The organism is Psychromicrobium silvestre (genome assembly GCF_013408295.1).
Taxonomy (GTDB): domain Bacteria; phylum Actinomycetota; class Actinomycetes; order Actinomycetales; family Micrococcaceae; genus Renibacterium; species Renibacterium silvestre.
Genome location: NZ_JACBYQ010000001.1, coordinates 1,308,743 through 1,335,055 on the forward strand (window position 1 = coordinate 1,308,743; position 26,313 = coordinate 1,335,055).

Here is a 26,313-nt window from a genome sequence, read left to right on the forward strand (position 1 = left end):
TGCACTCGCGGCAGATCCTAGCCGCTAGGACTGGAGGTGGCGCTCGGACTCGAAGAAGAACCGGACGAACCAGACGAGCTGGGGCTCGACGTACTGCCCGGGGTCGCGGCGGTATCCGTGCCCAACTTCGCTTCAGCGGCAACTGCGGCCGCAATCGCGGCGCTGAGCTTCTTCTGCGAGGTGCCATAGCCGGTGAAGTCACCCTTCGCCAAGGCTGCCTGACCGTCCTTGATGGCCTGGTTAGCGTCCTGCAGCGCCTTGGTCAGCGCGGCTCGAGCGGTTGGGTTCTCCTTGGTTGAACCAGTGCCGGTACTCGGCGTCGTGGTACTGCCGGTATTACCGCTATCCCCCGCCTTCGCACCGGAATCACCACCAAAGAGCTTGTCCAGGGCGGCGTCCAAGGTTGGCTCGAAGGCAATCTTGTCGCCGAAGGCCGCCATCACCCTTTGCAAGGTTGGATAGCTACCCTCACCCGTGGACTGCACATAGACCGGTTGCACATAGAGCAGACCACCTCCTACCGGCAGCGTCAACAGATTGCCGTTCTTCAGCTGAGACTGGCCGAGCTTGAGGATATTGAGCTGGGTGGAAATGGCGGGGTCGGAGACATACTTATTGAAGACCTGACCCGGCGCTGGCACCAAGGTATCGGTCGGCAAGGAAAGTAACCTCAGCTTGCCATAGGAGTCGGACTTCACCCCGTCTTTGTTCCCGGCATCGGCATCAGCCGCCAGATATCCGTAGAGCACGTTCCGGGCATCCGCTCCAGGAGCGGTCTGCGGAATGAAGTTCGAGGTCAGCGAGAACGCAGGCTTATCCTGCCCTGGCATCTGCAAGGAAAGATAGTACGGCGGCTGCTTAACCGAGTTATTGGATTCAACCGGATCATTCGGCACGCTCCACGCATCGTTATTGCTGTAGAACTCGCTCGCATTTGTCACGTGGTACCGGCTAAGCAACTCGCGCTGCACCTTGAACAAGTCCTCCGGGTAACGCACGTGGCTGATCAGGTCGCCAGACATCTCGGAGATTGGCTTCACGGTGCTCGGGAAAACGTTCTGCCAGGTCTTCAGGATGGGATCCTTATCGTCCCAGGCGTACAGCGTCACCGAGCCGTCGTAGGCATCAACCGTGGCCTTGACCGAATTTCGGATGTAGTTGATTGAACCGGAGTTCAAAGCACCAGAACCGGTGCGCGTGGTCAAGGAGTCCGTGGTAGCCGAATCCAGGGCCTGCTGCTGCGAATACGGGTAAGCACTAGAGGTTGTGTAGCCATCCACAATCCACTTGACCTTGCCATCTACGACGGCGGGATAAGGGTTGCCGTCAATGGTCAAGTAGGGCGCAACCTTCTGTACGCGCTCCACCGGAGTCCGATCATAAAGGATCTGAGACTTATCGTTCACACCATTGCTGAGCAGCAAATCGGTGGACTGGAATTTGATCGAGTACAGCAAGCGGTTGAACCAGTTGCCAACATCCGGCCCGCCATTGCCGCTGAAGGTGTTGAGCGAGTTGGAGTTGTCGTCCCCGCCCTGCGGCCGATCGAGTTCAATGGAGGCAGTGCCTTGCGGTGCGCCTACCAAAGCGTAATCGGTGGTGTTCTGACCGAAGTAGACGCGCGGCTGATAGCTGGTGTCCGTACCGAGCTTGCCATTTGAGGGAACCCCGGATTGCAGGAAGACCGGCTTACCATCCGCCGTGACGGTATTACCGTAAGCCGCCACCACACCGTAGCCGTGGGTGTAGACCAGGTGCTTGTTGTACCAGGTCTGCTGAGCCGCCGGGATGCCGCTCGGGTTCAACTCCCGTAGCGCGATCACGGTGTCCTGAACCTTGCCATCGATGGTGTACCGGTCCACGTTGAGGGTCTTCGGGAACCCGTAATAGGCCCGGTACTGCTCAAGTTGCTGGAAAGTAGCCGAAACCAGGTTGGGATCGAGCAAGCGGATATTGGCCGCCGTCGTCGCATCCTTACGCAGGGCACCCTGCGTGGCCGTCGTCGTGGCCGCATAAGGGATCACCTGGACATCACTCAAACCATAAGCCGAGCGGGTCATATCAATATTGCGCTGGATATACGGGGTCTCCAGATTCGCCTCGGAAGGCCCTACCTGGAACTGCTGAATGGCCCAGGGATAGATGCCACCGGCCACAATGGCGGTGATAACCAACATGGCAGTACCGATCAGTGGCAGCCGCCAGCGCCCGATGACCGCGCTCAGGATGAACAGCACCGCAACGATTCCGGCAGCAATGGCAAGGATCGATTTGGTGGGGATCACCGCGTTCACATCCGTGTACATGGCGCCGGAACGGAGCCCGCCGTTGTCCTGCAGAGTGGTGTAACGATCCAACCAGAAGTTCAGCCCCAGCAAAATCAGGAAAACACCCGCCGTCACTGCCAGCTGTACTTGCGCGCCGCGAGAAGCGAAAAGACCGCGCTCCTGGACCCGGATTGCGCCGTAGAGGTAATGCGTGAGCAATCCGACGATGCCGGAGATCAACACCACCGAAATCAGGAACCCGGAGAGGAAGCCGAGGAACGGCAAGGTGTTGGTGAAGAAGGAGATATCCATCCCGAACTGCGGATCGGTCTGACCAAAAGGCTGCTGGTACAGGAAAAGCAAAACCTTCTGCCACTGACCAATGCCCGCGACGCCGGCAAAGAGCCCGAAAACCAGCGGAACGCCGATCATCACCACCTTGCGCACCGGCTCAAGCTGGGTCTGATACCGGTTCAGATTGTCCTGTGCCTCGTTATCCGGCGCGTACACCGGCCGATTCCGGTAGGCAATCCGAATCGAGAGGTACACCCCGACGAACATCAGCGCGAAGGCAGAAATGAAGATCAGTATTCTGGACAGATTCTCCTTCCAGAACACCTCCTGGAAGCCCAACTGATTGAACCAGAGGATGTCGGTATACACATTGGCGAAGAAGACGAAAACGATAATCGCCACCACCAAAATGACCAAGGTGGGGAGAAGAGCGCCACGTCGCCGCCGCGCTGCGGTTGTACTTTGGCCGGATGTCACAGTGAACCTCTGTCGTTTTTGATGGGTAAATCAAAGCTAAACCTGTAATGCTGACGAGTGGCGGTGCTAACTGGTTCCATCGCTCAGCCCTTTGTGCAGGTGGGTAATGCCGAGCTATCCTTGCCGCTGGCGATCAGTGAAACAGCATCGTAAGCCTGTTTGAGGGTATCTACCTTGACCACCCGCAAGCCGTCCGGAACATGACCGACAACCTCGTCGCAATTGGAACTCGGGGCCAGAAACACGGTGGCTCCGGCGGACTTGGCACCAATCATCTTCTGCGGAATCCCACCGATGGCCCCAACATTTCCGGCCGCGTCGATGGTGCCGGTACCCGCGAAATGCTGACCATCGGTCAGATCGCCGGGGGTCAGGGTGTCGATAATGCCCAGCGCAAACATCATTCCGGCGCTCGGGCCACCGACGTTCTCCAGGGCTATCTTCACTTGGAAGGGGAAGGTGTATTTATAGTTCAGCAGGATCCCCAGCAGGTAACGGCCATCGCTGCTTTTCTGCGGGGTGATGGTGGCTTTTACCGTAGCGCCCTTGCGGAGCACTCCGATCGTCACGGCAGTACCTTTTCCGGCGGCAAGTTCCTGCTGCAAGGTGGCCTGGTCAACAATCGGCTTGCCGTTGATCGTCTGGAGTTCGTCACCGGCCTGTAGCTTCCCGGTGGAAGCTGAATCCGCCATAGTCGAATCCACAAAGAGCTGTTGCTGGTACTTAATGCCTAACTGACTCAGCGCGGCCGCCGTCGCCAAATCTTGTGAGCTCGACATATCCGCTGCATTCTGGCTGCTGATCTGGTCTTTCGTGACACTCGGCGGGTAGATCAGTTCGACCGGATAGACCGCTTGTTTCGGGTCCAGCCAGGAACGATAAACATCGAAAAGACTCACCTGATTTTGCGGACCGCCATTGAGATAAACGGTGACCAGGTCGAGCTGTCCCTTGGCTGGATAGCTTTCATGACCGCTCACCGAGATGATCTGTTTGCCATCCTCGCTGCCCAAGGTATTCAAGGTAGGCCCAGCAGATTCAATAACATAAGGCGCGGGCAGCACCACGGCCAGTAAACCGAGGGCGAGCGCCAGCAAACCGGACACCGCCATCGCGGTGAACCTGCCATCGCGAGGCCGCTGAGGAGCTTGCGAACGCCCCTCCCCCGGCAGATAGTTCGGCAAGGGATTCTCGGGTGCCGGAATTCCGGTATCCGCCTGGCTCAATTCGGCTCCTCAGCATGGACAGCACTTCTCCCTTAGCCTACGCGGTTTGGCTGTGTCGCCCAGCCTCTCCGGATTGGCCTAGAGCGAACGATGCGAGTTTTTCGCAGACAAGCGCAGCCGACGGCGGTAGCTTGAAGTAAAGGAGTTTCACCAGTGAGCCCAGCCGAGGATGCGCGATGACCAACGAGCCAGCCAATAACGACGACGAACAAGATCCGCTGCAGGAGATCTTGGCTCAACTGATGGGCGGCAAAGGCATTGAGGGCATTGATGCCGCCGCCCTAGCCAAGGCTGCCGGGCTGCCCAATGATCCGCAGCTTTTGCAGCAGATGTTTGCCCAATTCCAGACCATGATGAACTCCTCCTCCGCCGAAGGCCCGGTGAATTGGCAACTGGCCCATGACAACGCACGGCAAGCGGCCGCCGGTGACGATCCTTCGGTCACGCCCTTGCAGAGCCGCGAAGTGGATGAAGCCCTACGGCTCGCCGAGCTTTGGCTGGACCCGGTGACCGAGCTACCCAGCACCGGGTTGATCGGCAAAGCCTGGTCCCGGGCGGAATGGGTCGAGGAGACCCTTGGCACCTGGAAGCGACTCACCGAACCGGTGGCCAATAGCATCGCCCAGGCACTCTCCACCACCTTGCAAGAGCAGCTCCCCGAAGAGATGAAATCGATGATGGGCGGAGCGGGCACCGCCCTGCAGAATATGGGTGGAGCGCTCTTCGGCATGCAGCTCGGCCAAGCGGTGGGCGCGCTGGCTCGCGAGGTGGTGTCCTCAACCGACATCGGGGTACCGCTGGCCGATCTGCAAATGGCTCTGCTGCCCGCAAATGTGACCGCCTTCGGCGCAGGACTTGACCTCCCTGAAGGCGAAGTACGGCTGTTCCTAGCTTTGCGTGAAGCCGCCCATGCCCGACTCTTTGTCCAGGTACCGTGGCTGCGTGGGCACCTACTCGGCGCCATCGAAGCCTATGCCCGAGGCATCCATATCGATCTGTCCCGGATGGAGGAGCTGGCCCGGGACCTGGACCCTTCCGATTCGGAGCGGATCCGTGAGGCCCTTTCGCAGGGTGTTTTCATGCCACAGCGCACTCCTGCGCAGGATGCGGCTCTGACCAAGCTGGAGACCGCGTTGGCTTTGGTCGAAGGCTGGGTTGACGAATTGACCTTCGAAGCGGCCGCCCAGCTACCCTCCGCCGCGGCGCTACGAGAGACTGTTCGACGACGGCGGGCCACCGGCGGACCGGCAGAGCACGCCTTCGGTTCCTTGGTTGGCTTGGAACTGCGCCCTCGTAGATTGCGCGAGGCCGCGGCGCTTTGGGCGGCGCTAAAGGAACAACGCGGGATTGCCGGGCGAGATGCCATCTGGCAGCATCCGGACCTGCTGCCGACGGCCGAGGACCTGGATGATCCGACCGGTTTCAGCGCACGGCGCGAGCTGGCCGAGGCTTCCGATTCCGAAGTCGATGAAGCCCTGGAACGGTTGCTGGATGGCGGCTACGACACACCCTCGGACGAAAATCCTTCTGGTGACAATCCTTCAGGGCCTTCGGACGGTAAGTAGTCTCCGCCGTCGAGCCCCCTGGTCACCGCGAAGCTGACGCCTTCTAAAAAGGCCTTGGCCCGTTCGGTGTGGGGGTAGCTCTCCAGGTGTCGCCAGAAATCGGGTCCGTGCGAGGCCACTAAAAGGTGCGTGAGTTCGTGCAACAGCACATAATCAACCACCCAGGAAGGCATTCCGCGGAGTTTGTCGGAGAGCCTGATGGTTCGTTCTGCCGGGGTGGCGGACCCCCAACGGCTGCGCTGATTACTCACCCAACGGACAGAGGAAGGCTGAGCCCGGCCGGCTAAATAGTTTTTGGAAAGCTGGCGAGCATGCGCCATCAATTCAGCATCGCCCGAGGACCTTCTGTCCTTGGTGCTGCTCTTTTGCAGGCGCCCCAGCATTTTGGTCACCCAATCGCGCTCCTCGCGCGCCGAAAAATGTGCGGGAACCGCCACCACGGCACGGCCGTCCTCCCAAAATGCGCTCACCGTGCGCCTGCGCCGGGCCGAACGGCGGACCACTACCGGCAGGCCTTCCAAAGTGGTCAACTCCGTGAGTACATCGCGGGGCATCCTCAATCCTCCTGGAGAACCTGGAGCACGGCCTCGCCGTAGCGCTCCAATTTGGAAGGGCCAACCCCTGCCACAGAGGCCAACTCCTCAAGAGAAGCCGGCTTGGTTTCGGCCACCGCAATCAGAGTGGCGTCGGTAAAGATCATAAAAGCCGGCAATTGAGCGGAACGGGCTTCCTCGAGCCGCCATTCCCGCAACGCCTCAAAGGTGGCTTCTTCATAGCTCGCCGGGCAGTTTGAGCAACGGCCAATTTTCCGTTCCGCACCGGTGCTCAACGCGCTGCCGCACACCCGGCAAACTGCGGGTGGTTTGCGGGTAGCCCTGGCCGCGGCGGAACGCGTCGCGGAAGATCTGCCGGTTTCGGTGGAACCCGGACGTAAGCCATCCAGGAATCGTGAGGGTTTCCGGTTTGCCCTGCCCCCGGGAGTCCGGGATAGCGACCAGCTCAAGGAAAGATACTCGCGAGCCCGGGTAATGCCGACGTAGAGCAGTCGGCGTTCCTCATCCACGCCCTCGGCATCGTCCGCGAAGCTGATCGGCATTAGCCCCTCGCTCAGCCCGACCAGGAACACCGCATCCCACTCCAAGCCCTTGGCCGAATGCAGCGAAGCCAAGGTGACGCCTTGAACGGTGGGCGCATGTTGAGCAGCCGCGCGCTCCTGCAGTTCGGAGACAAAGTCCGGAAGCGCAAAGGCCGCTCCGCGGGAACCGCTCAACTCATCGGCCAGGGCGACCAAGGCTGCGAGCGATTCCCATCGCTCCCGCACCGCTCCCCCGCCGTTCGGCGCTTGCTCCGAATAACCCAGGCTAGCCAGCACATCGCGAACCTGCTGGGGCAGCGTTGGCGACTGGCCCTCGTGGTAAGTATTGTCCACGCGGGACGCTGCCCGCAGCGAGAGGATCGCGTCGCGCACTTCCTTGCGGGCAAAGAACCGCTCACCACCGCGAAGCTGATAGCCAATACCCGCAGCGCTGAGCGCTTGCTCGTAGGCTTCGGATTGGCCATTGGTGCGGAACAGCACGGCCATTTCGGCGGGCTGCACACCGGAATCGATCAACTCTCGGATTCGAGCAGCTACCGTGGCGGCCTCAGCCTCGTCATCAGCGCATTCCACGAACGACGGCGCCGGCCCTTCGCTGCGCTGAGCGATCAATTGCAGCGGTTGCGACCAGGCAGCATCTGCTCCCGCCCCTGCTGGCCGACGGGCAGCCAGCAGCTTATTAGCCAGTTGCACCACCTGTGGCGTGGACCGATAATCGCGGACCAGCTTGATCAGTTCGGCCTGCGGATAGCGGCGACCAAAATCGAGCAGATGCCGGGAACTGGCACCGGTGAAGGAGTAAATCGTCTGGCTGGCATCGCCCACCACGCAGAGTTCATCCCGGCCGCCCAGCCAGAGATCGAGCAAGCGCTGCTGCAAGGGTGAAACATCCTGGTATTCGTCCACCACAAAGTGCCGGTACTGCTCACGGACGGCGGCGGCCACCCGCGGATCTTCTTGCAGGATGCCCACCGTGATCAACAGGACGTCCTCAAAATCGATGAAGTTTCGATCGGTTTTGAGGTCTTCGTAGGATTGAAAAACCCTGGCCATGGTCACCAAATCGAAGCCCGCAGGACTGCCACGATGTTGTGCCTGCTGGGCGTAGTTCTCCGGAGTGAGCATGGAGACCTTGGCCCACTCAATCTCGGCCGCCAAATCCCGAACCGTGGCTCGGTCGGTGTTCAGCCGGAGCCTACGGGCGGCCTCGGTAATGGTTGCGGCTTTGTGCTCCAGGAGATTGGGCAGCTCTCCGCCCACGGCCTGCGGCCAAAAGAACTGAAGCTGACGCAGGGCGGCGGCGTGAAAGGTCCGAGCCTGCACCGAGCCGACGCCCAGATCTCGCAGTCGGGTTCGCATTTCGGCGGCAGCCCGGGCTGTAAACGTGACCGCAAGTAGACGTTGCGGGTTGTAAACCCCACTGTGCACGCCGTAAGCGATGCGGTGGGTAATGGCTCGCGTCTTACCGGTACCGGCACCGGCCAGCACGCAGACCGGTCCATTCAAGGTGGTGGCCACTAAGCGCTGTTCATCATCCAGGCCAGCCAGTATCCGCTCTTCGAGCGTTGCTTCTTCAGGGATCATGGTACTCAGGGAACATCCTCAATTCGTTCGCCGTACCAATGCTCGATAAGGGATCGGGCGATCGATATCCGGGGCGAGATTGCCACCTCGCCGGTGGTGACGGCGCTGAGCAACTCGGCCCTGTCGAACCAACGGGCCCTGGTGACTTCGACGCCGTCGGGCTTAGCTTCCCGATCGTCGGTATAAGCGATAAAACCGAGCATCAGCGAAGCCGGGAACGGCCAGGACTGCGAACCGAGATAGTTCACCCGATGGATATGTACCCCCACCTCCTCGGAGATTTCCCGGACAACCGCCTGTTCAAGGGATTCACCGGGCTCCACGAAACCTGCCAGAGTGGAGTAACGATGCTCCTCCCAGCCCGCGCCACCGCCTAACAGCAGTCTGTCGTCCTGCCCCACCACGGCGACAATGATTGCGGGATCGGTACGCGGGAAGTGCTCGGAATTGTCTTCCGGGCAACGGCGAACCCAGCCAGAAGCCTCGATCTTGGTGGCCGCACCGCAACGCGGGCAATGGGTATGCACCCGATGCCAGTTCACAATGGCGTTCGCCTCGATCAGGTACTGCGAATCCGCCGGGCTCAACTCGGCCGCAATCTGCCGGAAGCCAAGCCAGCGAGCCTCCGCAGGAGCGCCCAACTTTTCTGGGGCAACCTCTTCCTCAAGTTCGACGGCGAGCAGTTCGGTTCCGGCGGGCAGCGTTGCCTCTTGGGTCGTCAGGCCCAAATAGACGGTCAGCCGACCGTGGCTCGTTGCGGCGTCGAGATAATAGGGCTTGCCCTGGTACATCAAGGTTTTGCCATGAGAGATAGGCAGAACCTTGCTGGCCGGGTCGGCGCTGAGCGAAGCAAGGAAGTCGGCTTGCTGGCGACGCTCATTGCCCCGGTCGATCAGAGATTGTTGCCAGGACAAAGCCTCGGTGAGGGTCATAGTCCTACCGTACTGATTCGCACCGACAAATCACATTCGCGAAGCAGCCACAACGATTTCGGCCGGAACTATGAATCGGCCCAGTTCGGGCGACTCGCCGCTGGGGCACTCGGTGATTGGGATGCATCGCCTTACGGTAGAAAGGTGAGACGTACACCGATGGAACTTGCCGCCGTCGCCAGCGCTGCTGTGCCTGGCCTGACTCCGACGGCTGCCGCCTACGAGCCTGATGACGCTGCCGACTTCGATTCGGCGGTGCTGCTCGACGCCGAGCGGAAGCGCTGGCGGGTCCGTGCGCCACGACATTTAGAGGCCAGCACTCGGTTGGAGACTGAGCTGCAGGTGCTGCGCGCCTTCAGCCCCGCCGTGCGCGCGGAGTTGCCTTTCCTGCTCCCCACCGTGGCTGGAACGGTACGGATTGGTGAACTGACCACTTTCGTCTACTCACATTTGGCCGGTCGAACCGAAGCCGTTGAGACCTTGGCTGCTGGTGGCGCTGCGGTGGCGAAGGAAATCGGTGCCACCATGGCCGCTATCCATGATCTGCCGATCGAACTGGTGGGTTCCGCGGATCTCCCGGTGTACACCGCCAATGAATTCCGGCAGCGCCGGCTGAATGAGCTTGATCAAGCCGCGACTACCGGGAAAATTCCGGCCTCGCTCCTGCGCCGTTGGGAGCATGCCCTGGAAGACGTGACGCTGTGGCGCTTCAACCCCAGTGTGGTGCACGGGGATCTGCATGAGGACAACATTCTGATGCAAGGCCAGCGTTTGATCGCTGTCACCGGTTGGACCGATCTACGGGTGGGCGATCCGGCGGATGATTTCGCCTGGCTGACCGCGGTGGAAGATCAAAACTTCGTCAACGCAGTGCAGGAGAGCTATGCGGAAGCTCGGGGCGAAACTCCGGACCCGCATCTCAATCGCCGGGCGGCCCTTTCCGCCGAATTTGCCCTAGCCCAGTGGCTGGTCCGCGGCGTCGCCGCCGAGGATGCGCAGATGATTGCCGAGGCTGAGGAGATGCTGAGCACCCTGGAAGCGGATATCGCCGCCTACGGTGGCCAGCCGATCAGCGCGGAAGAACCGCCTGTAACTGCCTCGGAAACGTCCGAAGAGGCTCGGGTAACGGTTGAGTCCATTCCGGCTTCCTCCGAATCCGGCGCTGAGTCTGAGCCAGTGTCCGCCTCCGACGATGCTTCGGCGGAGGGCGAAACTTCAGCCGCTGGCGAGGACACCGACACCACCGCGCTCAAGGTGGTTCCCAGGCAAAGCGCCTAGGTTTACCCCTCCCTCGCTAGCGAACCCCGAGACTCGCTTCCGGACGGCGACATTTTCGTGAGCCCCAGTAGGCATGTTGACCTCAACAGTGCCGATATTGCTCTTTAAGTCCCAGAACTCCTACTCAGCCGCCCGGCTTAAGACGCGCAACATTAGCCGTCTGAATAGACTAAAATAAGGCCATCTGCTCTTTAAATATCCCCCTCCGTTGAGACGGCCTAGCCCCTCTTCGACGGCATATCGAGCAGAAAATCCGTTTAACTTAGCGGGGATCCGTCGAGAGAAAGTTCCTAAAGGTGCCTGAAGGAGTTGTCCAAGCGTCGCTATTGCGCCGTTCGTCCGCGTATCTGATCGACCTGGCGATCCTGCTCATTCCCCTACTCGCCGGAGTCTGGCTACTCGCCTCAACGGGCTTCGCCCCATCCTTAGAATTGGGGCTAGTAGGTCTGGGAGCCTTGATTTTTCTGGCCGCTCTCTACGGTCTCTTCCTCGCCTCGATGCTGAGCCGCGAAGGCCAGTCCGTTGGCAAGCGCCTCACCGGGCTCAGAGTCCTTTCGAGCAGCACCGGGCAAGCCGCGGATCTGGGCTCCACGGTGTTGCGGGGGGCGGTGTTCTTCGCCGGCATCTTAGCCCTAGGCATTCTGCCCATCATTACTGCGATTGCGCTGATCAAAAAGCGGCCCGACGCCGAGTTGAGCTATCACCGCCTGGCCGGAAGCCGGGTGCTCGATATCCGCGCCGGAGTTGACCCACTGAATCAGGAACCGGCGTATTACCCTCCTTATCCGGAGCAGTGGGCGAGCCCTGCCGAATTGGCTCCCATCGCCGTCTTCCCTCCCGCCGCCCCCTATGCCTCCACCCATTTGGCAGCGCCAGCGGTGCCGGATCGTGGTCAAACCGAGAACGCGGCCTCGCAGCCTAAGAAGGCTGGGGCCGCTCGCTGGGCTGTGCCGCTGGGACAAGCGGTAGCGATGATCGCTGTTCTCGGCCTGCTCTCTTCCGGCGTGGCTTGGGGAGCATCTGCGCTTCAACCCCGCCCTCCGGTGCAGGGAGATTCAACCGAGTTTAGTGCTGCTGTATTGGCTCAAAAGGTCGTCCCGCTCTCGAATTATTCCGGTCCAGGCTTCCCCGGTTACGCCCAAGGACCAGCCTGGCACCAGAAGGTCTCGCCAAATGCCGTCACCATCTCGGTGCAAGCCGGCACCTTCATTTTCGATAACCGAACCCTGAGCATCTTGAACAATGCCACCGGCAAGAAACTCTCCACCCAGGTACTCGATGGCAAAGTCGATGTGGCTCAAGAAACCGAGTTCGACGGCGAACGCGGGCTGATGTGGAAGATTGGCAACACGCTGCGCGCCTGGACTCCGAAGATGGGAACCAAGCCCGCGCTAAAGGTGTCCATCCCTGCCGAGTCAAAAATCAGCGCAGCCGGTTCAAATCTGATGATCCAATTCCCGAATGGAAAAATCTACACCCTGACCAAAACGGGCCTCCTACAGCTAACGGTTCCTGCCGACGAGGAAGCCATCGGCGTGGACGGCAACAAATTGCTCAGCGCCAAGTTCTCCGGCCCGCTGGCCATCAGTAGCCCGAATGGCAAGGAACATGCCACGGTAACCCTGAAAGCCCCTCAGGAGGGGCAGCAGATCGTTGACTGGGTCACCGTGGGGCATGGACTCGCCATCCTGACCTGGTCAGAGCTGCCGGAGAGCAAGGAACCAGCGAACCCGATCACCGTGGCTGTCTACCGCGAGGCCACCGGAGAACTACTCTCCACTCTGCCAACCACCCGAGCCAGGATCGATGAAAGTCCCACTTGGTTGAGGGGGCAGGGTTTCGCCTGGGCAAGTTATGCAAATTATATTTATGATTTATCTACTGGATGGCCTATATTAGATGTGAAAGCGCAGGGAATCGACCTTTCAGGTATTTTCGCCGACGGCATCGCGGGCGAAAAAGAGCAAGGGCCGGTGTTCCTACAGCAAGACAATTCTTGGATCTACGCGGCAGTGACTCCTCTGGCCATCACCGGGGGCGGTGTCATTGTCCGCACTAAGGACAATGAGCTGCAGCGATTTACCAGCACCGGCTAGTCGCAGCAGTCTCGAAGCGCATCATCGAGACACCGGAGCGAGAATGAATAAGGAAACAAAGATCATCAGGGCTACTTTGTCCGGATTGATTGCCGGAGCTCTGCTGCTAACCCCTGCGGTAGTGGCCCAGGCAAATAATCCGGCCCGGCCCAGCCAGGCCGCTGCCCCGGAAACCGCTGCAGCTGCGGGTGCCCCGGTCAGCAACGCCAATAGTCCGTCCGTGCCGCCGGCTTCTACTACCCCTGGCTCTGGTGCTCAGGCTTCTGGTGCTCAGGCTTCTACTACCCCGGATTCCAGTGTTCCGCAGCCTGCGACCACTCAGCCGTCAGCGGTTCAACAAGTGGCCGCCACGCCGTCGCCCACCATTTCTCAGCAGACGCCGGCAGCACCCCTTGCGGCCACCCCCACAGCGAAAGCACCCCTTGCGGCTAAGGCTCCACAGCAGAGTGCTACGCCTCAAGCCTTGACCTCTTCAACTATCACGGTCACGCTCAGCAAGAACACCACCAAGCCCGGCCAAACCGTGGTAGGAACCGTCGGTGGACTGACCGCAACGGATCCGGCCACCGTGACCTTAGTGGCTCAGCAAACAGCGGGACCGCAGCCCAGCGATTTTGTCTGCGATCCGATCCCAGCCGGTGCCGCACCGAACATCAATTGCGTCCTACCGGTCGATCAGCCCGAGGGCACCTACCACGTGGTGGTCACTCAGCCCGATGCCCTGGGAGTCCCCCAGAGCGGCAGCTCCGAGGATCTCTATGTGCTGAATGTGGATACTTACAATCCGCAAATCGCTGCTCCCAGTTTGCCGATTGTCCCTGGTTCCACCGGCACCTTGACCGGCACCGGCTACAGCCCGGGTAGCCAGGTCAAAATCAGCACGGACGCGGTCCGGATTCCGGGCGGCACCGCAACCATCGACGCCAGCGGAAACTTCAGCTTCACCCTCCAGCCCGGCCCCTTCACTCAGGAGGGCGCGCACACGGTAACGGTAGTTGACCAGACCACGGGGGTTACGCGAGAAGCCACCATCTATGTTCTGCGAGCCAGTGGAAATCTTCAGCTCAGCGTCAATACCGGTGTTGAAGGGGGCTATTCGACCAATGTGACTGGAGATAGCTTCTCCGACGGTAGCTACCAGGTCGATCTGAAGCTTTATTCTTCGGACGGCGCAACAGTCGTTGCCGATCTTGCCAGCGGCGTTCAGATCTCCAATAATGCCTTCTCGGCGACTCCGGTCAGCGTCCCAGCAACGGCCGCTGAGGGCCTTTACCAAGTCTCGGCAACCACCACCGATCCGGATAGCGGCCAAGTCATCCGATTGGCCGCTACTTGGCTAGCGGTCTTCCCGAAAACGAAGACCGTGGCTGCTCCCCCGCAAATCATTGAGAAACCGGTCTACGTGACGGTGCCAGCCGCTCCGGCTCCTGCACCGCTGCCGATTGCTCCGGTTATCAAGGTCCAGGCAGCAGCTCCGGCTCCGCTGCCTGCCTTGATCCATCAGGCTACAACCACGCTCAGCGATGACCCCTTCGGCCTGAAGGCGGATGCTGCGGCCAAACAACTGCCGAACCTCAACAGCAGCAGCCCCACGGTCAAACCGGGCGCAGGCAGCGTCTCAGCCGACCCCACCCCCCAGAAACCCTCCCCAGAGCAGAGTGGCGGCAGCAGCACTGCTCAGGGCGCACCGCTCAGCGGAACCCAGATCGTCCAGTCCAGTCAGGACATTTGGCCGCTGATCTGGGTGGGCCTGATCTTTATCCTGATCGGTCTTATCCTGGGCTATATCATCGCCCTAGCCGGAACCCGTAGGAACAGGCAGGCGGCGCACTAGGCGCTCAGTCCTTCACACTCCACAAAAGAGGGCTGGCGAACCGAATGATTCGGTTCGCCAGCCCCACTTTTGTGTCCTTGGATTCTGTCTACCAAAGGCCCCACTCAGCAGGCCAGGCCCGGGCTCAGGCTTGCGCTACCTGCACGGTCAGCAACTGACCGCTGCCACTATTGAGCAGTGCCCGCCCCATTACCGCGTTGTTCTGGCCGACCATCGACTTACTCAGCGAAGCGCCGATCAGCGCGCCACTGAGGGTGGAGGACGGTGCCAATAAGGCACCATTGCGATTATTGCGAACATCAACCTGCCAGCCGCTGAACCCACTGCCGAAGTCATCGATATGACCGGCCACGAGTAGTGCCCGACTCGTCGCTGAACAGCTCCGGACGTACTGTCGGAGCCACTCCTTCAGACCCGGCTCTCCCACCAACTCGGCATCGTCCAGCACCAGCACCACAGGGCGACCCTGATTAGCCGTAAGCTCTTCGAGTTGTGAAGGCGCGACGTCGGCGGACTCCAGCACCGCCCGAACCCCCGGCCGCTCCGCGAGAGCGCGCAAAGGAGAGGACCGCGGGGTGAGGATCACCAGTTCCGACCCTTGCCTCAGCAGAGAGCACGCGAGGGACACCAAGGCGGTACTCCGCCCGCTGCGCGGTGGACCAGCCACCAGGAAGGTCGGTGCCCCATCGGCCAAATCCACTCCGATGGCAGCCGTATTGTCGCCACCCACCCCGAGCATTGCCCAGAGTGGCGACGCGTTGGGGGTGCGAGTGGCCCACGCCTCATCGAAACCAATGCTCTGAGGAAGCGCCTCAAGCCGAAACGGTCGATGCCAGATTTCTTGCCCCGATCCCAACTGCGCGGCCTCTACTCGCTGCCCGATGCTACGCAGGGCCTCGGCTTGGGCTTGGCCGGAGGGCTCGTCGCTGAGCAGCGCGATCTGGGTTTCCACGATTCCCTCCACCGCATAGGCGCGACCGGCCGGAATGTTATCGGGCATCTTCCTCGGCTGGAGTCCCGCCAAGGAGTAATCGGCCTTATCGGAGAAGCGCAGCACCAGCTTGCTCTCCACGAGGGAGGACATTCTGGTGTTAAGCAGTTGCTTATCACCCGTGATCACGAAGTGAATACCGGCCTGTGCGCCTTCGCGGAGCAGGTTGATCAATCGATCCACCAACACCCCCGCCCCAGAATCACCGAGGGTGGACATGAAGCCTTCCCATTGATCGAAAAGTACCACCAGATGTGGCAAACGCTCACCGGCAAAACTATTGGCCCGCTGTTCGACGATCCCGGCAAAGCCGTGCTGAGACATGACCTGCTGGCGTCGAGCCAGCTCCTCACCCAGCCATTCCACCAGACGCTCCACCCGTTCTGTCTGCAATCTGGTCGCCACCGCGCCAGTATGCGGCAATTTTGAGACCGGCAGCAGTGCACCGTTCCCAAAATCCAAGCCATAGAGGTGAATATCGTTGACCGAAGTGCTGGCGGCAATCGAACCTGCGATGGTGCGCAAAGCCTGCGAGCGCCCGGATCGGGCGGAGCCAACAATGTAGAGATGGTTGAAGGTCTGGAAGTCTAGGCAATTCGCCCGCTGATCTTGCAGGGCAGGCAAGTCCTCCAATCCGAAGGCCACCGGCGGAATGGTTCCTGCCGAAGCCTCCGGAAGGGGAAGATCTTCCAGCACGAGCTGAGTTGGCAGGGCGGGGAGCCATGGACTGTGTTGTTTACCCATCCTCAACTGGGTGGAAGCCTCATTAATAGCGGAGACCAGCACTGCCAGATCGGTCAGTTCTTCCTCGGTTGAGCTCGTTTGACTCAGCGGACCATCAGCCGGGCTACCCAACTTCTCCCAGGGCATGAGGGAAGCTTTCGGAACCTGCCGCTCGGTCTCTCCTACACCCGGCCTCCGGCCGCCCACCCTGGCCGCTTGGAATGGCACCAGCGAGGCCGCGCCGGAACGCACATATCCTCGACCGGGCGCGTTCGGGGAGATCTTGGCTGCCTCCGGCGAGTTCAGCACATCAGAGCTATCCCCCGCATCGGTCACCCGGAGTGCAATCCGCAGATTCGAGTTAGCCCTAATATCTGCGGAGACGGCACCGCTGGGCCGCTGGGTGGCCAGAATCAAATGGATGCCTAGGGAACGCCCACGCTGAGCGATATTCACCAGGCCTTCGATGAAGTCGGGGAGCTCGGCCTTCATCGCGGCGAACTCATCGATCACGATCATTAGCCGTGGCATCCGGGGCATCCCGCGATCCCGATCCGCCAATACCGTGTAGTCCTCAATGTCCTTGGCTCCCACAGCGGAGAGTTGGTGCTCGCGACGGCGCAACTCGGCGGAGAGCGAAGCCATTGCCCGTTCCACTAGGTGGGTGTCAAGATCGGTCACCATGCCGACCGTATGTGGCAGATTGGCGCAGTCCTTGAAGGCCGCACCACCCTTATAGTCGATGAGCACGAAGGTCATTTCATCGGGCCGATTGGCGGCCGCCAGCGAAGCAACCAAGGTTTGCAGTAACTCGGATTTTCCCGAGCCAGTGGTACCGGCAATCAAACCGTGCGGTCCGTCCTTCCGCAGGTCGATGCCGAAGGGGCCGTCCAAGGAGACGCCGATAATTGCCTCCGTGGTCCGGCCCGAAGCTAGCCAGCGCGGCACCAGGGCATCAGCACTCGGCGGCTCTAAACCGAGCACCTCCAGAAGGCGGGCCGAGTTCGGCAGCACGGAGTCGCCGTCGTCGGAAGCATCCCGCACCGGAGCCAGCGCCCTACCCACCCAGGCAAACCATTCCGCGGGTGCAGTATCCCGTCTGATGCCCTGAATTGGCTGCTCCCGCTGCTGAGCGAGGGTCCATTCGCTGCCTTCCTTTCCCGGCAGGCGGGACTGACTGAACACCGCATTGCATTCCTCGGGCAGCAGCCGCTCCTCAGCATCCAAGCAGACAGCGTAAATTCCCACCGCGGCGCCCGCTGCCAAGATCTGAGCGATGCCGGGCAAGGCTCGCAGCCGTCGAGCACCGTCCAAAACCACCACGATATCCGGCTCATCAATAACTGCCTCGCGATTGTTCTCTTTGGCTTGGATGCGCCTATTAATAGTGGCCGAAAGTTCGCTCACCCGTGCCGAAAGGCTGGCCGTATCCGTCCCCAGGAGCGCTGCCGGTCCCGAGGCATGTTCTGAACGCGCGTGTGGAAGCCAGCGCAACCATTCCCAGGTCTGCTGCCGATCCTGGGAGGTCAGAACATAGAACTGCACATCGCGGGGACTCTGTGCCACCGCGAGCTGACCGACCACCCAGGCCGCAAGATTCGCCACCTGCTCACCGTCGCCACAGATGCCCAGCACACCACGTTCGGGCAGTGAGACCCGGACCGGAATGCCATTAGCAGGCCAGCTCACCTTGCGCTTGTGCTCCAGTTGCTCCGGGTCCTCCAACACCACATCGGAGGGCATCGTACAGGTGCCTAAACGAAGGGAAAGATGATCCGGGTCCTTACGACGGCGTTCCCAAAGCCTGGGCAAGGGTGTGGTGGCGATGATGCCGGCGGTAGCGGGGTCCGGATTGAAGAATTGACGTTCGAGCTCGAAGGCCGAAACCGCAGCTCTCGCCTCCGACTCGATGACCTTCTTGGCCTGTTTGTACTTCCGCATCCGATCCGAATGGCTGAGTTTCCCGGACTTCTTATTGCTATAGAACCCGGCAATCATCATCACCGGCGACAGCAAGCCGAACAACAGATAGGCGGGACGTTGCATGATCAGGGCCGCGCCCACCGAGAGCGCCAGGGGTGCCAACGCGGCCAGGATCGGCAGCGAGCGCCGCTGTTCCTCACCGGGCGGAGTGGGCAGCTTAAAGCCGGTGGTACGCAGCGGCGGCAGTAGTCGTGGTGGGCGGTTGTAATCCAGCCGCCCCAATTCCTCAGAGGGTGTCAGCGAGGCCACCACCTCATCCTGAGCAACGAGCTCAAACCGGGACTTACCCAATCGGACCACATCACCGCTAAACCAGGATCTCGTGCCCAGCACCGACTCCTCATTGAGCGTCAGCTCAACCTCTCCGTCGGCTCTGGTGATACTCACCAAGCCATCCTCGGCCACGGTAATCACCATGGCCACGGCGGGGATGTCGGTCTCGTCGAGACGCAGTGCGCAGGCCGGATCGGCGCCAATGCTGACCTTGCCCGAGCCCACTCGGTACACCTGGCCGGAGAGCGGACCACCGGTCGCCCGGAGCTGCACGATACCGGCGCTGTTCGAGCCATCGTTGAGCCTGGCAGGCGGGACCAGAGCGGCTTGACCGTCCAGCTGCAACACGCTTCCTTCGAGCACTCCGACCGTATCCCAGCTGGAGTCAGCGGGGAGCGGCTCCGGCTTTGTCGTATCCAGCTTTGTCGTATCCGGCTTTGTCGTATCCGGCTTTGTCCCGGAGCCTACTGCCGCCGGATCCGCCCCCGAGGGATTAGCACCCAGGGCGGCGTTGATCGAACCAAGCACCTCTGCCACCGAGGCATCATCGCTCGCATCCACCACGACGTCCTGCATGTGGTGTCCGTTCACCACGGTCAACTGCGTACGCATTCCACTCCTGACCCAAGAACCGATCTAGTTCAACAACTCATCTATTCCAGTCGAATTATCTACTTTAGTGAATTATCGCTGAAATGTGTTCTCAAGCGAGAATCGGCTTTGCCAGGAGGTCTCGGAACGGTCTTAGCGTCGCCCGAGCGAGGAGTCTTCTTCTCTACAGTTGGTAAGCCTGGGTGACGATACTCTCTAATTCCTTTTCCCCGGCCAGTTCATTGAGCCGGACGGTTCGATCTGCGCCAACGTAGTAGAAGGCCGCATGCACCCGCTCTAGCGGCAGTTGTTTCAGCCTCGACCAGGCCAGCCGATAGACCGCCAACTGAACCGCTCGCACTTCTAGCTCCTTGGCGGTTGGCACCCGGCCGGTCTTCCAATCCACCAAATCCCACTCAGCATCTTCTTCGGAATCCGCGCCGCGCCGGAAGACCGCGTCAATCCGGCCACGCACGACGACGTCGGCCACCCTAGTTTCGATCGGCACCTCAACAAAAGCCGGTAGTCGCCCGGCCCACTCAGAAGCCTCAAAATTCTGCTTAAGCTCGGCCAGTTGGTAGCTGTCCTCGACAAAATCATCGGCCGCACCTGAGAATTCGCCGAGGTCGAGTTGTCCGGCCCGACCATAGAACTGTTCAATCCAGGTGTGAAAGGCTGTGCCCTTGCGAGCCGCAGATCCCGGCTTGCGCGGAACCGGGCGGCGGATTTGCCGGATGACTGCCTCGGGATCGGCCCGCAGGTCAACCAGGGTGGAAGCCGAAAGGTGCTCGGGTAATTGCACTTCAAGTAGGTCTTTAACAGCCTTGCGCCGTTCCAGCAGTCTCCGGGCTTCAGCGCCCCATCGCGTGCTGCGATCCCAAATGTCCGGAACCGGCTCGGCGAGTGCATGCCGCACCCGCTCGGCGGCAGCTTCCGCAGCGGCTCTACGGCCGGTCATTGACCTCTGAAGCTCCTCACCCATGCTGATCTGCGGACCTTCCAAGGGGTCATAAGGCCATTGCGCTACGGTTTTTGCGGCCAGCCCCGGATTTTCCTCTGGCAGTTCCTCCGCGCTTGGCCAACTCAGCAACTTCCCAGCCCGCTCACCGAAGAATTCCGCTTCGAGCACTTCCCTAATGAACGGTGAGGCTTCCCTTGGCTTGCTTGCGGTCCCCGTCCAGCGGGAGGTACTCAGCATCAGAAAGTTACGAGCCCGAGTGAAAGCCACGTAAGCCAGCCGCCGTTCCTCGTCCTCGCTATGCACTCGGACCTCGTCACCGAAGATTTCCTCGGCTTCCAGCCAGGACTTCTGATCCGAGCCGTCCAGATTCCATTCCGGTAGATCCGCGACATCCCCGCGCAGTGGCCAGGGCAGTGAATGTGTGCGCTTACTCCAACGATCCACTCGGGCACTGGGGAAGATTCCTTGAGCGAGGCCGGGAACATAGACCTCGTCCCATTCCAAGCCCTTAGCCGCATGTACGGTGAGCAATTGCACCGCTCCGGGATCAAGGTCAAGCGGCTGCACATCCAAGCCACGCTCTTCTTCTTCAGCCGTTTTGAGCCAGGAAAGGAAAGCCAGCACATCGACGTCCTCCGCGCTCTGCACAAAGCTGGCGGCGGCATCCGCAAAAGCGTCCAGATGGTGCCTCGCCCGGTGATAACCGGTCCCCGGCCGAGCCGCCAATTCGATATCGAGCAACATGGCCCGCTCCACTTCGCCGATTAGGCTCAGCAGATCCTCCCCCACCAGCGCCCTCAGTACCCGCAACTCATCCCTTAGCGCCAGCATCCTGCTGCGACCTGTCTCACTGAGCTCACGGGCAGATTCCGGCCAAAAGCTTGGCTCCAGCGCATCAAGGGCTTCCACTAAGCTGGCGGAATCGGCGCTGTCCTGGGTGATCACTTGATCGGTTTGCCCGCCGCGGCGGTGCCGCTGGGCTAAGTACTTAGACCAATCTGCGAGCGCCATCAGATCGCTCGGCCCAATCCGCCAGCGAGCCCCGGTGAGCAAACGCATGAGCGCGTCCGAACGTCCTGGATCGACCAGAACATGCAAGGTTGCCACCACGTCAATGACCTCTGGGGTGGCCAACAGCCCGCCCAAGCCAACGATTTCCACGTCGATGCCGCGAGCTTCCAGTGCGGCCTGTAGGTCAAGGAATTGCGCGCGACGCCGGCACAACACCGCGACGCTCGATTCGGAGGTGGCGGCTGTTCGACGTTCCAGAATATGTTCGGCGATCGCCTCCGCCTCTTCGGCTTCGGTACCGAAGCCCGCAAGTTCGACTTCCCCCTGTGGCGCGGCAGGTCGAGGCCGCAGCGGGGATAACGGAACACTCGAGAGAGCATGCTGCTGAGCAGCTCGCCGGTTCAGTTCGGCCGACATGACATTCGCTGTTTCCAAGACGGCAAGCGAGTTGCGCCAAGCCACCGTAAGGGCCGCAGCATGGGCTGGTCTGCCATCAGCGCGGCGGAATACCTGCGGGAATCTGAAGAGCTGCCCCGCGGAAGCACCGCGGAACCCGTAGATCGATTGATGTGGGTCGCCTACAGCGGTCACTGGATGCCCTTCGCCATAGAGGGCCGCGAAAAGACTCAACTGGGCATGCGAGGTGTCCTGGAATTCATCGAGTAACACCACGGTGTGTTTCTGCCGTTCCTGCTCCACGGCACTGGGCATTTCCTGCGCAACTCTCGCCGCCAGAGCCACCAGGTCTCCGTAGTCCAGGGCGTTCCGACGCTTTTTTGCGGCTTGGTAATGCTCCACTAGCTCGGCCACCCTGCCACGAGTGCGGAACATCGCTTCCAGCTTGCGCGCTTCCTGAGAGCTCTGTTTCGCGCTGCCTTCCAGGTACGGCAAGGCCGCGAAACGGTCTGCCAGCCCTGCTAGCAGGGCTTCCGCCTCGGCGGGTTCCCGTAAATGCTCGGAACACTCCCCGGCTAGTGCCATCACAGCTTGGACCAGGGTGGAGGACGCTCCATCGAAACTGGCCAGATCGCCGTCGTAAGCCTCCACTACCTGGCTAGCCAACTGCCAGCACTGGGCCTGCCCCAGCACCACTGCATCCTTTTCCACGCCTAGGCGCAGCCCGTAATCACCAACAATGCCATTTGCGTAGGAATGATAGGTAGAGATCTGCGGTTCCAGGTCGAGGTCGAGCTTCTCAGTTCGGGCCAGGGCGCCCAATTGCAGCCGCACCTTGGCGGCGAGCTCGCCCGCGGCTTTCCGCGTAAAGGTGACCCCCAGGATCTCCTCCGGACGGGCCGATCCCTGCGCCACCAGATGGACCACCCGGTCTGCCATGGTGGTGGTCTTCCCGGAACCTGCACCGGCAATCACCAGCATGGGCTCCAGCGGCGCTTCGATAATCCTTCGCTGCTCTTCGGTGGGTTGGCGAGTAGCTGAATCCGTCACTCGGTCACCTGCTTTCCTCGGCATAGCGGGCAGACTTCGGGAAATGGACAGGAACGACCACCGTCACGCTGCGGATCGTGCACCGCGGCGAATTCTGCTGCCGACATCAATTCGGCAGCTCCTTGCACCAACGGAGTGGCCCAGTCCTGCTCGGAGTTCAGTGCCTCCTGCTCCTGTACCGATACACTCACCGTGCTGCCACCTAGCTGCACCAGCGCGGCTCCGCCGGGCTCGGCATCCTCCGCCTGCGAGCTGAAGGCACCCGCCGCGGCAGCCACTTGATAAGCGCCCAATTGCGGATGCTCAGCCAAGTCCTGCGCGCGGGGCTTTCGGCTGCCAGTTTTCAGGTCAATAATCACCAAGCGGCCCCTGGCATCGATTTCCAAGCGGTCCACAATGCCCTTCAACGCAGCGGTGCGCGGGCCAGGGATCTCGACGCCGAATCCCTCTTCGACTGCCAGCAGCCGGCGGCCTTCTGAGCTCATTACCGAGAGGTACCCGGTGAGCTTGCCAAGCATCTTCTCGGCCTTTTTCCGGTCCAGCTTCTCCTGCCAGTTGTTCCGCAATCCCAGGCTGGGCCAGCGTCTTTGCAATTCAGCCAGATACTCTTGTTGGTTTGCCGCCGGTAGGTCCTGGGCAATCGCGTGGATCAAGGTACCCAAATTCCTGGCGAAGTCCTGCTCTGCCTCACCTCCGGCGGCTTGGATGAACCAGTTCAATGGCGAATTCATCACGGCCTCGATCTTGGACGGAGAGACTGGTACCACCGCGTCCGCCGGCAGAATAGGGGCCGTTGAGCTGAGCGGTGCTAACCCCCACCAGGATTCCGGTGCGGCTCCTTGGACTCCCTGCCGAGCCAAGGCGGCTAGCACCTGGGCGGCTTCCTCCTGGTCCCGATTGCTTTCGTTAAATTGCCTGATCTCGGCGACTAAGGAGCGCAGGTTCTTCGGTCTCCGCACTTCGGTAAGTGGTCTGGACTGCTGCCCGTCCGAAGGCTGCCAAGGATCTATCAGCTCGAGAAAGCTGGAGGGCTGCTCATCCTCGGAGGAGACGCCAAGGCAGATCAATCGTTGCGAGGCCCGGGAAATGGCGGCAGAGAAGCTGCGCAGTTCGTCGTACCGAATGTCCCGCATCCGATGCGTCGCGGTAAGTTGCTGAGCCTGCTCCACGCCGAGCTCAAGCACCTCAACCAGGTACTGGCTGCCTAGCAGTTCTCCACGCAACCGATTATTGGGCCAGACGCCTTCCTGAAGGCCCGCGACGATCACCACCGGCCATTCCCTGCCTGCGGCGCTGGCCGGAGTCAAGACCTCTACGGCGTCCCCGGTCTGGGCTCGGGCTGCCAGGGTATCCATCGGCAGTTCCTGATTGAGCAAATATTCCAGAAAAACCTGAGGGCCCGCGGCGGGAGCTCGTTCCACATAGCGCTCGGCTGCCTGGAACAACGCCATCATGGCGTCCAGGTCTCGGTCCGCGCGGGGCCCGGCGGTGTCCTCACGGAGCGCGGCGGCGGCCCACTCCTCGCTCAGCCCGGTAGCACTCCATAGCGCCCACAAAACTGTCTGTGGGTTCGCGCCGGGCTCGGCAAGCGCTTCCCGTCCCGCTTGCAACACCCGCGCGGTGCGCGCCGCGGCTCGTCCGTCGATGCCTAAAGCCGTCAACTGGGCGGGGCGGTTCATTGCCTCAATCAGTAGTTCATCGCTGCCCCGCCCACCGCCGGAGGCAATTTCCTCGCCACGCAGAGCCTGCCGAAGCCGCCGGATCTGCACCGCAGAGAGACCTCCTATCCGCGAACTGAGTAGCTGGACAGCCCTTTCGGCATCGAGTTTCTCCGGTTCTAGCGCCAGCTCGTAAGCCTCCAAAAGCGGCCGCACGGCGGGCTCCTCCCGCACCGGGGTCTCCGCAGCTGGCACTCGGACCGGGATGCCATGTGCGGACAGATACCGTTGCACCGCGGCCACCTGAGCGCCGGTACGAACGATGACGGCGATATCCGTCAAAGGCCGTTCCTCATCGATAAAGAGGTGCAGGATTCGCTCCGCGATATACCGGCGTTGCTGAACCTCTGAACCGAGCAGGGCGCTGCTTACCGAAACTTCATCCGCTTCGGTCCCCGACACGGGGGATATCGGAGACACAGCGGGCACCAGGGAACGCGCCTTATGCCCACCCTCGCGCTGTGCGATCCGCTCGGCTACCCGCTGCCAAGCATTCGTTAGCGTTCCGCCTAGCCGGTGCGAGGTGCTGAGAACCAACTCCTGTGCTGCTAACGACTCACGAACTGTGCCGACTAGATCGGGCCGGGCCCCGCGAAAGCCCTGTACCACCACATCGGGGCATGCGGTCATCAGCACGTCCTTACCGCCACCCAATTGAGCCAGCAAGTCATGCGCGGCCCTGCCCACTTCCTGCAGATCATCGATCAGGATGAGCTGATAGCGTTCCCGCTCCCGGTCTAGCCACTGCGGTGAAACGGCTAAGGACTCACCGGCCGCCCTAATGATGCCTGCTGGATCAAAACTTCCTTGATCCTGTAACTCAATCAAATCCCGGTATTCACCGAAAAGCTGAGCCGCGGCTTGCCAATCGGGGCGGGCAGCGCGTTCGCCAAGTTCGGTCAGCTGTTCCGGGGAAAGACCGCTATCGATCACTCGATCGAAGAGCTGCCTGACCTCTTGACGGAATCCTCGGGTATTGAGGGCTTCGGCTAGGTCGGTCGGCCACCGAGGGCCAGGTACCAGGCCGAGCCGATGCCCTTCCAGTAACTCCCTAATGAACAAGTCCTGTTCCGGTCCACTGATCAGCCGCGGTGCTGCGGTGGCGGTAAATGCCATCGCAGCACCCTCCAGCCTGACTCGGCGCAGCAAATCGAAGGCATAGGAAGCCCAGGTGCGGGCGGGGGAAGTGCTCATGGTCATCTGCAGTCGGGCACTGAGCGCATCGCGGATTCTGCTCGCCGCGAGCCTACTAGGCGTCAGCAATAGCACCCTGGCCGGATCCACGCCGTCGCGCTGCACTCTACGTACAGCTGCCTCGACTAAGACCATGGTCTTGCCCGTTCCCGGAGCCCCCCAGATGAGCTGCGGTCCGCTGCCCTGGGGAAGATCGACCACCGCGGCCTGATCGCTACTGAGCTCCGGCGCCTCCGGGCTGCTGATCGCCGGAGGTACCAGGCGAAGCACGGGGGCCTGATCACTCATGGGACCATCTCATCATCGGGCTCCGACAAAATACGGTCCCGGGGCTCGAACCTCTCCGCTAGAGCATCCAAACTCAGCCATTCCTGCTCCGCCGGTTGCCAACGTGCTCGGCGCATATCGACCTTCCAGGAAGCGTCCTGCCCCGAGGTCTTGCCTCGTAGCGGAGTCTGTTCCTTACGATATTCGGCCAGGGCTCGCTCATCATGACCTTCCGGCGGCTGCCCACTGGCCCGCAGCACTCGCCACCAGGGAAGGTTATCGCCGTGGTGAGACATCACGCTTCCCACCTGTCGTGGGCCGCCCAGCCCTAGCAGTTCAGCCACATCGCCATAGGCAAGCACCCGCCCCGGTGGGATCAGCGTCACCAGGTCCCGTACCGCATCGATGTAGTCCGTCCGCATAGTTCCAATCTACTAAAGTCCTGCTCCGTTCCGAGCGCGGTCCAAGCTGCCGATCAGACTAGTCGGTAAATCATTGAGATCAGT

13 protein-coding genes are annotated in these 26,313 nt (G+C 61.2%); 4 read left to right on the plus strand and 9 right to left on the minus strand.

The window, feature by feature from the left end; all coding sequences use genetic code 11:
• Positions 1–17 precede the first annotated feature (17 nt).
• Together FHU41_RS06140 and FHU41_RS06145 are read right to left on the minus strand one after the other, a co-directional pair.
• Positions 18–3,038, minus strand: coding sequence for a UPF0182 family protein (locus tag FHU41_RS06140; protein WP_179388706.1), 3,021 nt, complete (start codon positions 3,036–3,038; stop codon positions 18–20).
• Between the two features lie 83 nt (positions 3,039–3,121).
• Entirely contained in the window at positions 3,122–4,264 is a 1,143-nt protein-coding gene (locus FHU41_RS06145) for a YlbL family protein (protein ID WP_246279440.1), read from the minus strand.
• A gap of 176 nt (positions 4,265–4,440) precedes the next feature.
• On the opposite strand from FHU41_RS06145, the gene FHU41_RS06150 reads away from it, so the two are divergent.
• Positions 4,441–5,829: a zinc-dependent metalloprotease gene (locus tag FHU41_RS06150; RefSeq protein ID WP_179388707.1), complete on the plus strand. Its 1,389-nt coding sequence runs from the start codon at positions 4,441–4,443 to the stop codon at positions 5,827–5,829.
• Here FHU41_RS06150 and FHU41_RS06155 read toward each other — a convergent pair.
• Genes FHU41_RS06155 through nudC form a run of 3 tightly spaced genes read right to left on the minus strand, consistent with a single transcriptional unit; the run spans position 5,763 to position 9,441 of the window.
• Positions 5,763–6,383 carry a M48 metallopeptidase family protein gene (locus FHU41_RS06155; RefSeq protein ID WP_179388708.1) on the minus strand — a complete coding sequence of 207 codons (621 nt, stop codon included), beginning with the start codon at positions 6,381–6,383 and terminating at the stop codon, positions 5,763–5,765. The two genes, FHU41_RS06150 and FHU41_RS06155, sit on opposite strands and share 67 nt — an antisense overlap.
• Positions 6,384–6,385: 2 nt before the next feature.
• Positions 6,386–8,509 carry an ATP-dependent DNA helicase UvrD2 gene (locus FHU41_RS06160; protein ID WP_179388709.1) on the minus strand — a complete coding sequence of 708 codons (2,124 nt, stop codon included), beginning with the start codon at positions 8,507–8,509 and terminating at the stop codon, positions 6,386–6,388.
• Positions 8,510–8,514: 5 nt separating this feature from the next.
• Positions 8,515–9,441: an NAD(+) diphosphatase gene (nudC, locus tag FHU41_RS06165; protein ID WP_179388710.1), complete on the minus strand. Its 927-nt coding sequence runs from the start codon at positions 9,439–9,441 to the stop codon at positions 8,515–8,517.
• A 144-nt stretch (positions 9,442–9,585) separates the two neighbouring features.
• On the opposite strand from nudC, the gene FHU41_RS06170 reads away from it, so the two are divergent.
• From FHU41_RS06170 to FHU41_RS06180, 3 genes are all read left to right on the plus strand, one after another.
• Entirely contained in the window at positions 9,586–10,719 is a 1,134-nt protein-coding gene (locus FHU41_RS06170; RefSeq protein WP_179388711.1) for a phosphotransferase, read from the plus strand.
• A gap of 296 nt (positions 10,720–11,015) precedes the next feature.
• Complete coding sequence (locus FHU41_RS06175) at positions 11,016–12,815, plus strand: RDD family protein (RefSeq protein WP_179388712.1); 1,800 nt, start codon at positions 11,016–11,018, stop codon at positions 12,813–12,815.
• Between the two features lie 43 nt (positions 12,816–12,858).
• Entirely contained in the window at positions 12,859–14,649 is a 1,791-nt protein-coding gene (locus FHU41_RS06180) for a hypothetical protein (protein ID WP_179388713.1), read from the plus strand.
• Positions 14,650–14,773: 124 nt separating this feature from the next.
• On the opposite strand, the gene FHU41_RS06185 is transcribed toward FHU41_RS06180, so the two are convergent.
• The 4 genes from FHU41_RS06185 to FHU41_RS06200 all read right to left on the minus strand — a co-directional run bounded on the left by FHU41_RS06185 (position 14,774) and on the right by FHU41_RS06200 (position 26,229).
• On the minus strand, positions 14,774–19,231 hold the full coding sequence (locus FHU41_RS06185) for an FtsK/SpoIIIE domain-containing protein (protein WP_179388714.1): 4,458 nt from the start codon (positions 19,229–19,231) through the stop codon (positions 14,774–14,776).
• A 163-nt stretch (positions 19,232–19,394) separates the two neighbouring features.
• A complete protein-coding gene (locus tag FHU41_RS06190; RefSeq protein WP_343046254.1) occupies positions 19,395–22,628 on the minus strand; it encodes an ATP-dependent helicase in 3,234 nt (1,077 codons plus the stop codon).
• Positions 22,625–25,828, minus strand: coding sequence for an ATP-dependent helicase (locus FHU41_RS06195; protein ID WP_179388716.1), 3,204 nt, complete (start codon positions 25,826–25,828; stop codon positions 22,625–22,627). The genes FHU41_RS06190 and FHU41_RS06195 overlap by 4 nt, the downstream gene beginning before the upstream one ends.
• Positions 25,825–26,229, minus strand: a complete 405-nt coding sequence (locus tag FHU41_RS06200) for an MGMT family protein (RefSeq protein ID WP_179388717.1) — start codon at positions 26,227–26,229, stop codon at positions 25,825–25,827. The genes FHU41_RS06195 and FHU41_RS06200 overlap by 4 nt, the downstream gene beginning before the upstream one ends.
• Between the last annotated feature and the right edge of the window lie 84 nt (positions 26,230–26,313).

What these genes read in the sequence shown, in the direction of transcription:
- FHU41_RS06150 (WP_179388707.1), top strand. Translation starts at nt 4,441, where the DNA reads ATGACCAACGAGCCAGCCAATAACGACGACGAACAAGATCCGCTGCAG.
- FHU41_RS06155 (WP_179388708.1), bottom strand. Translation starts at nt 6,383, where the DNA reads ATGCCCCGCGATGTACTCACGGAGTTGACCACTTTGGAAGGCCTGCCG.
- FHU41_RS06160 (WP_179388709.1), bottom strand. Translation starts at nt 8,509, where the DNA reads ATGATCCCTGAAGAAGCAACGCTCGAAGAGCGGATACTGGCTGGCCTG.
- nudC (WP_179388710.1), bottom strand. Translation starts at nt 9,441, where the DNA reads ATGACCCTCACCGAGGCTTTGTCCTGGCAACAATCTCTGATCGACCGG.
- FHU41_RS06180 (WP_179388713.1), top strand. Translation starts at nt 12,859, where the DNA reads ATGAATAAGGAAACAAAGATCATCAGGGCTACTTTGTCCGGATTGATT.
- FHU41_RS06185 (WP_179388714.1), bottom strand. Translation starts at nt 19,231, where the DNA reads ATGCGTACGCAGTTGACCGTGGTGAACGGACACCACATGCAGGACGTC.
- FHU41_RS06195 (WP_179388716.1), bottom strand. Translation starts at nt 25,828, where the DNA reads ATGAGTGATCAGGCCCCCGTGCTTCGCCTGGTACCTCCGGCGATCAGC.
- FHU41_RS06200 (WP_179388717.1), bottom strand. Translation starts at nt 26,229, where the DNA reads ATGCGGACGGACTACATCGATGCGGTACGGGACCTGGTGACGCTGATC.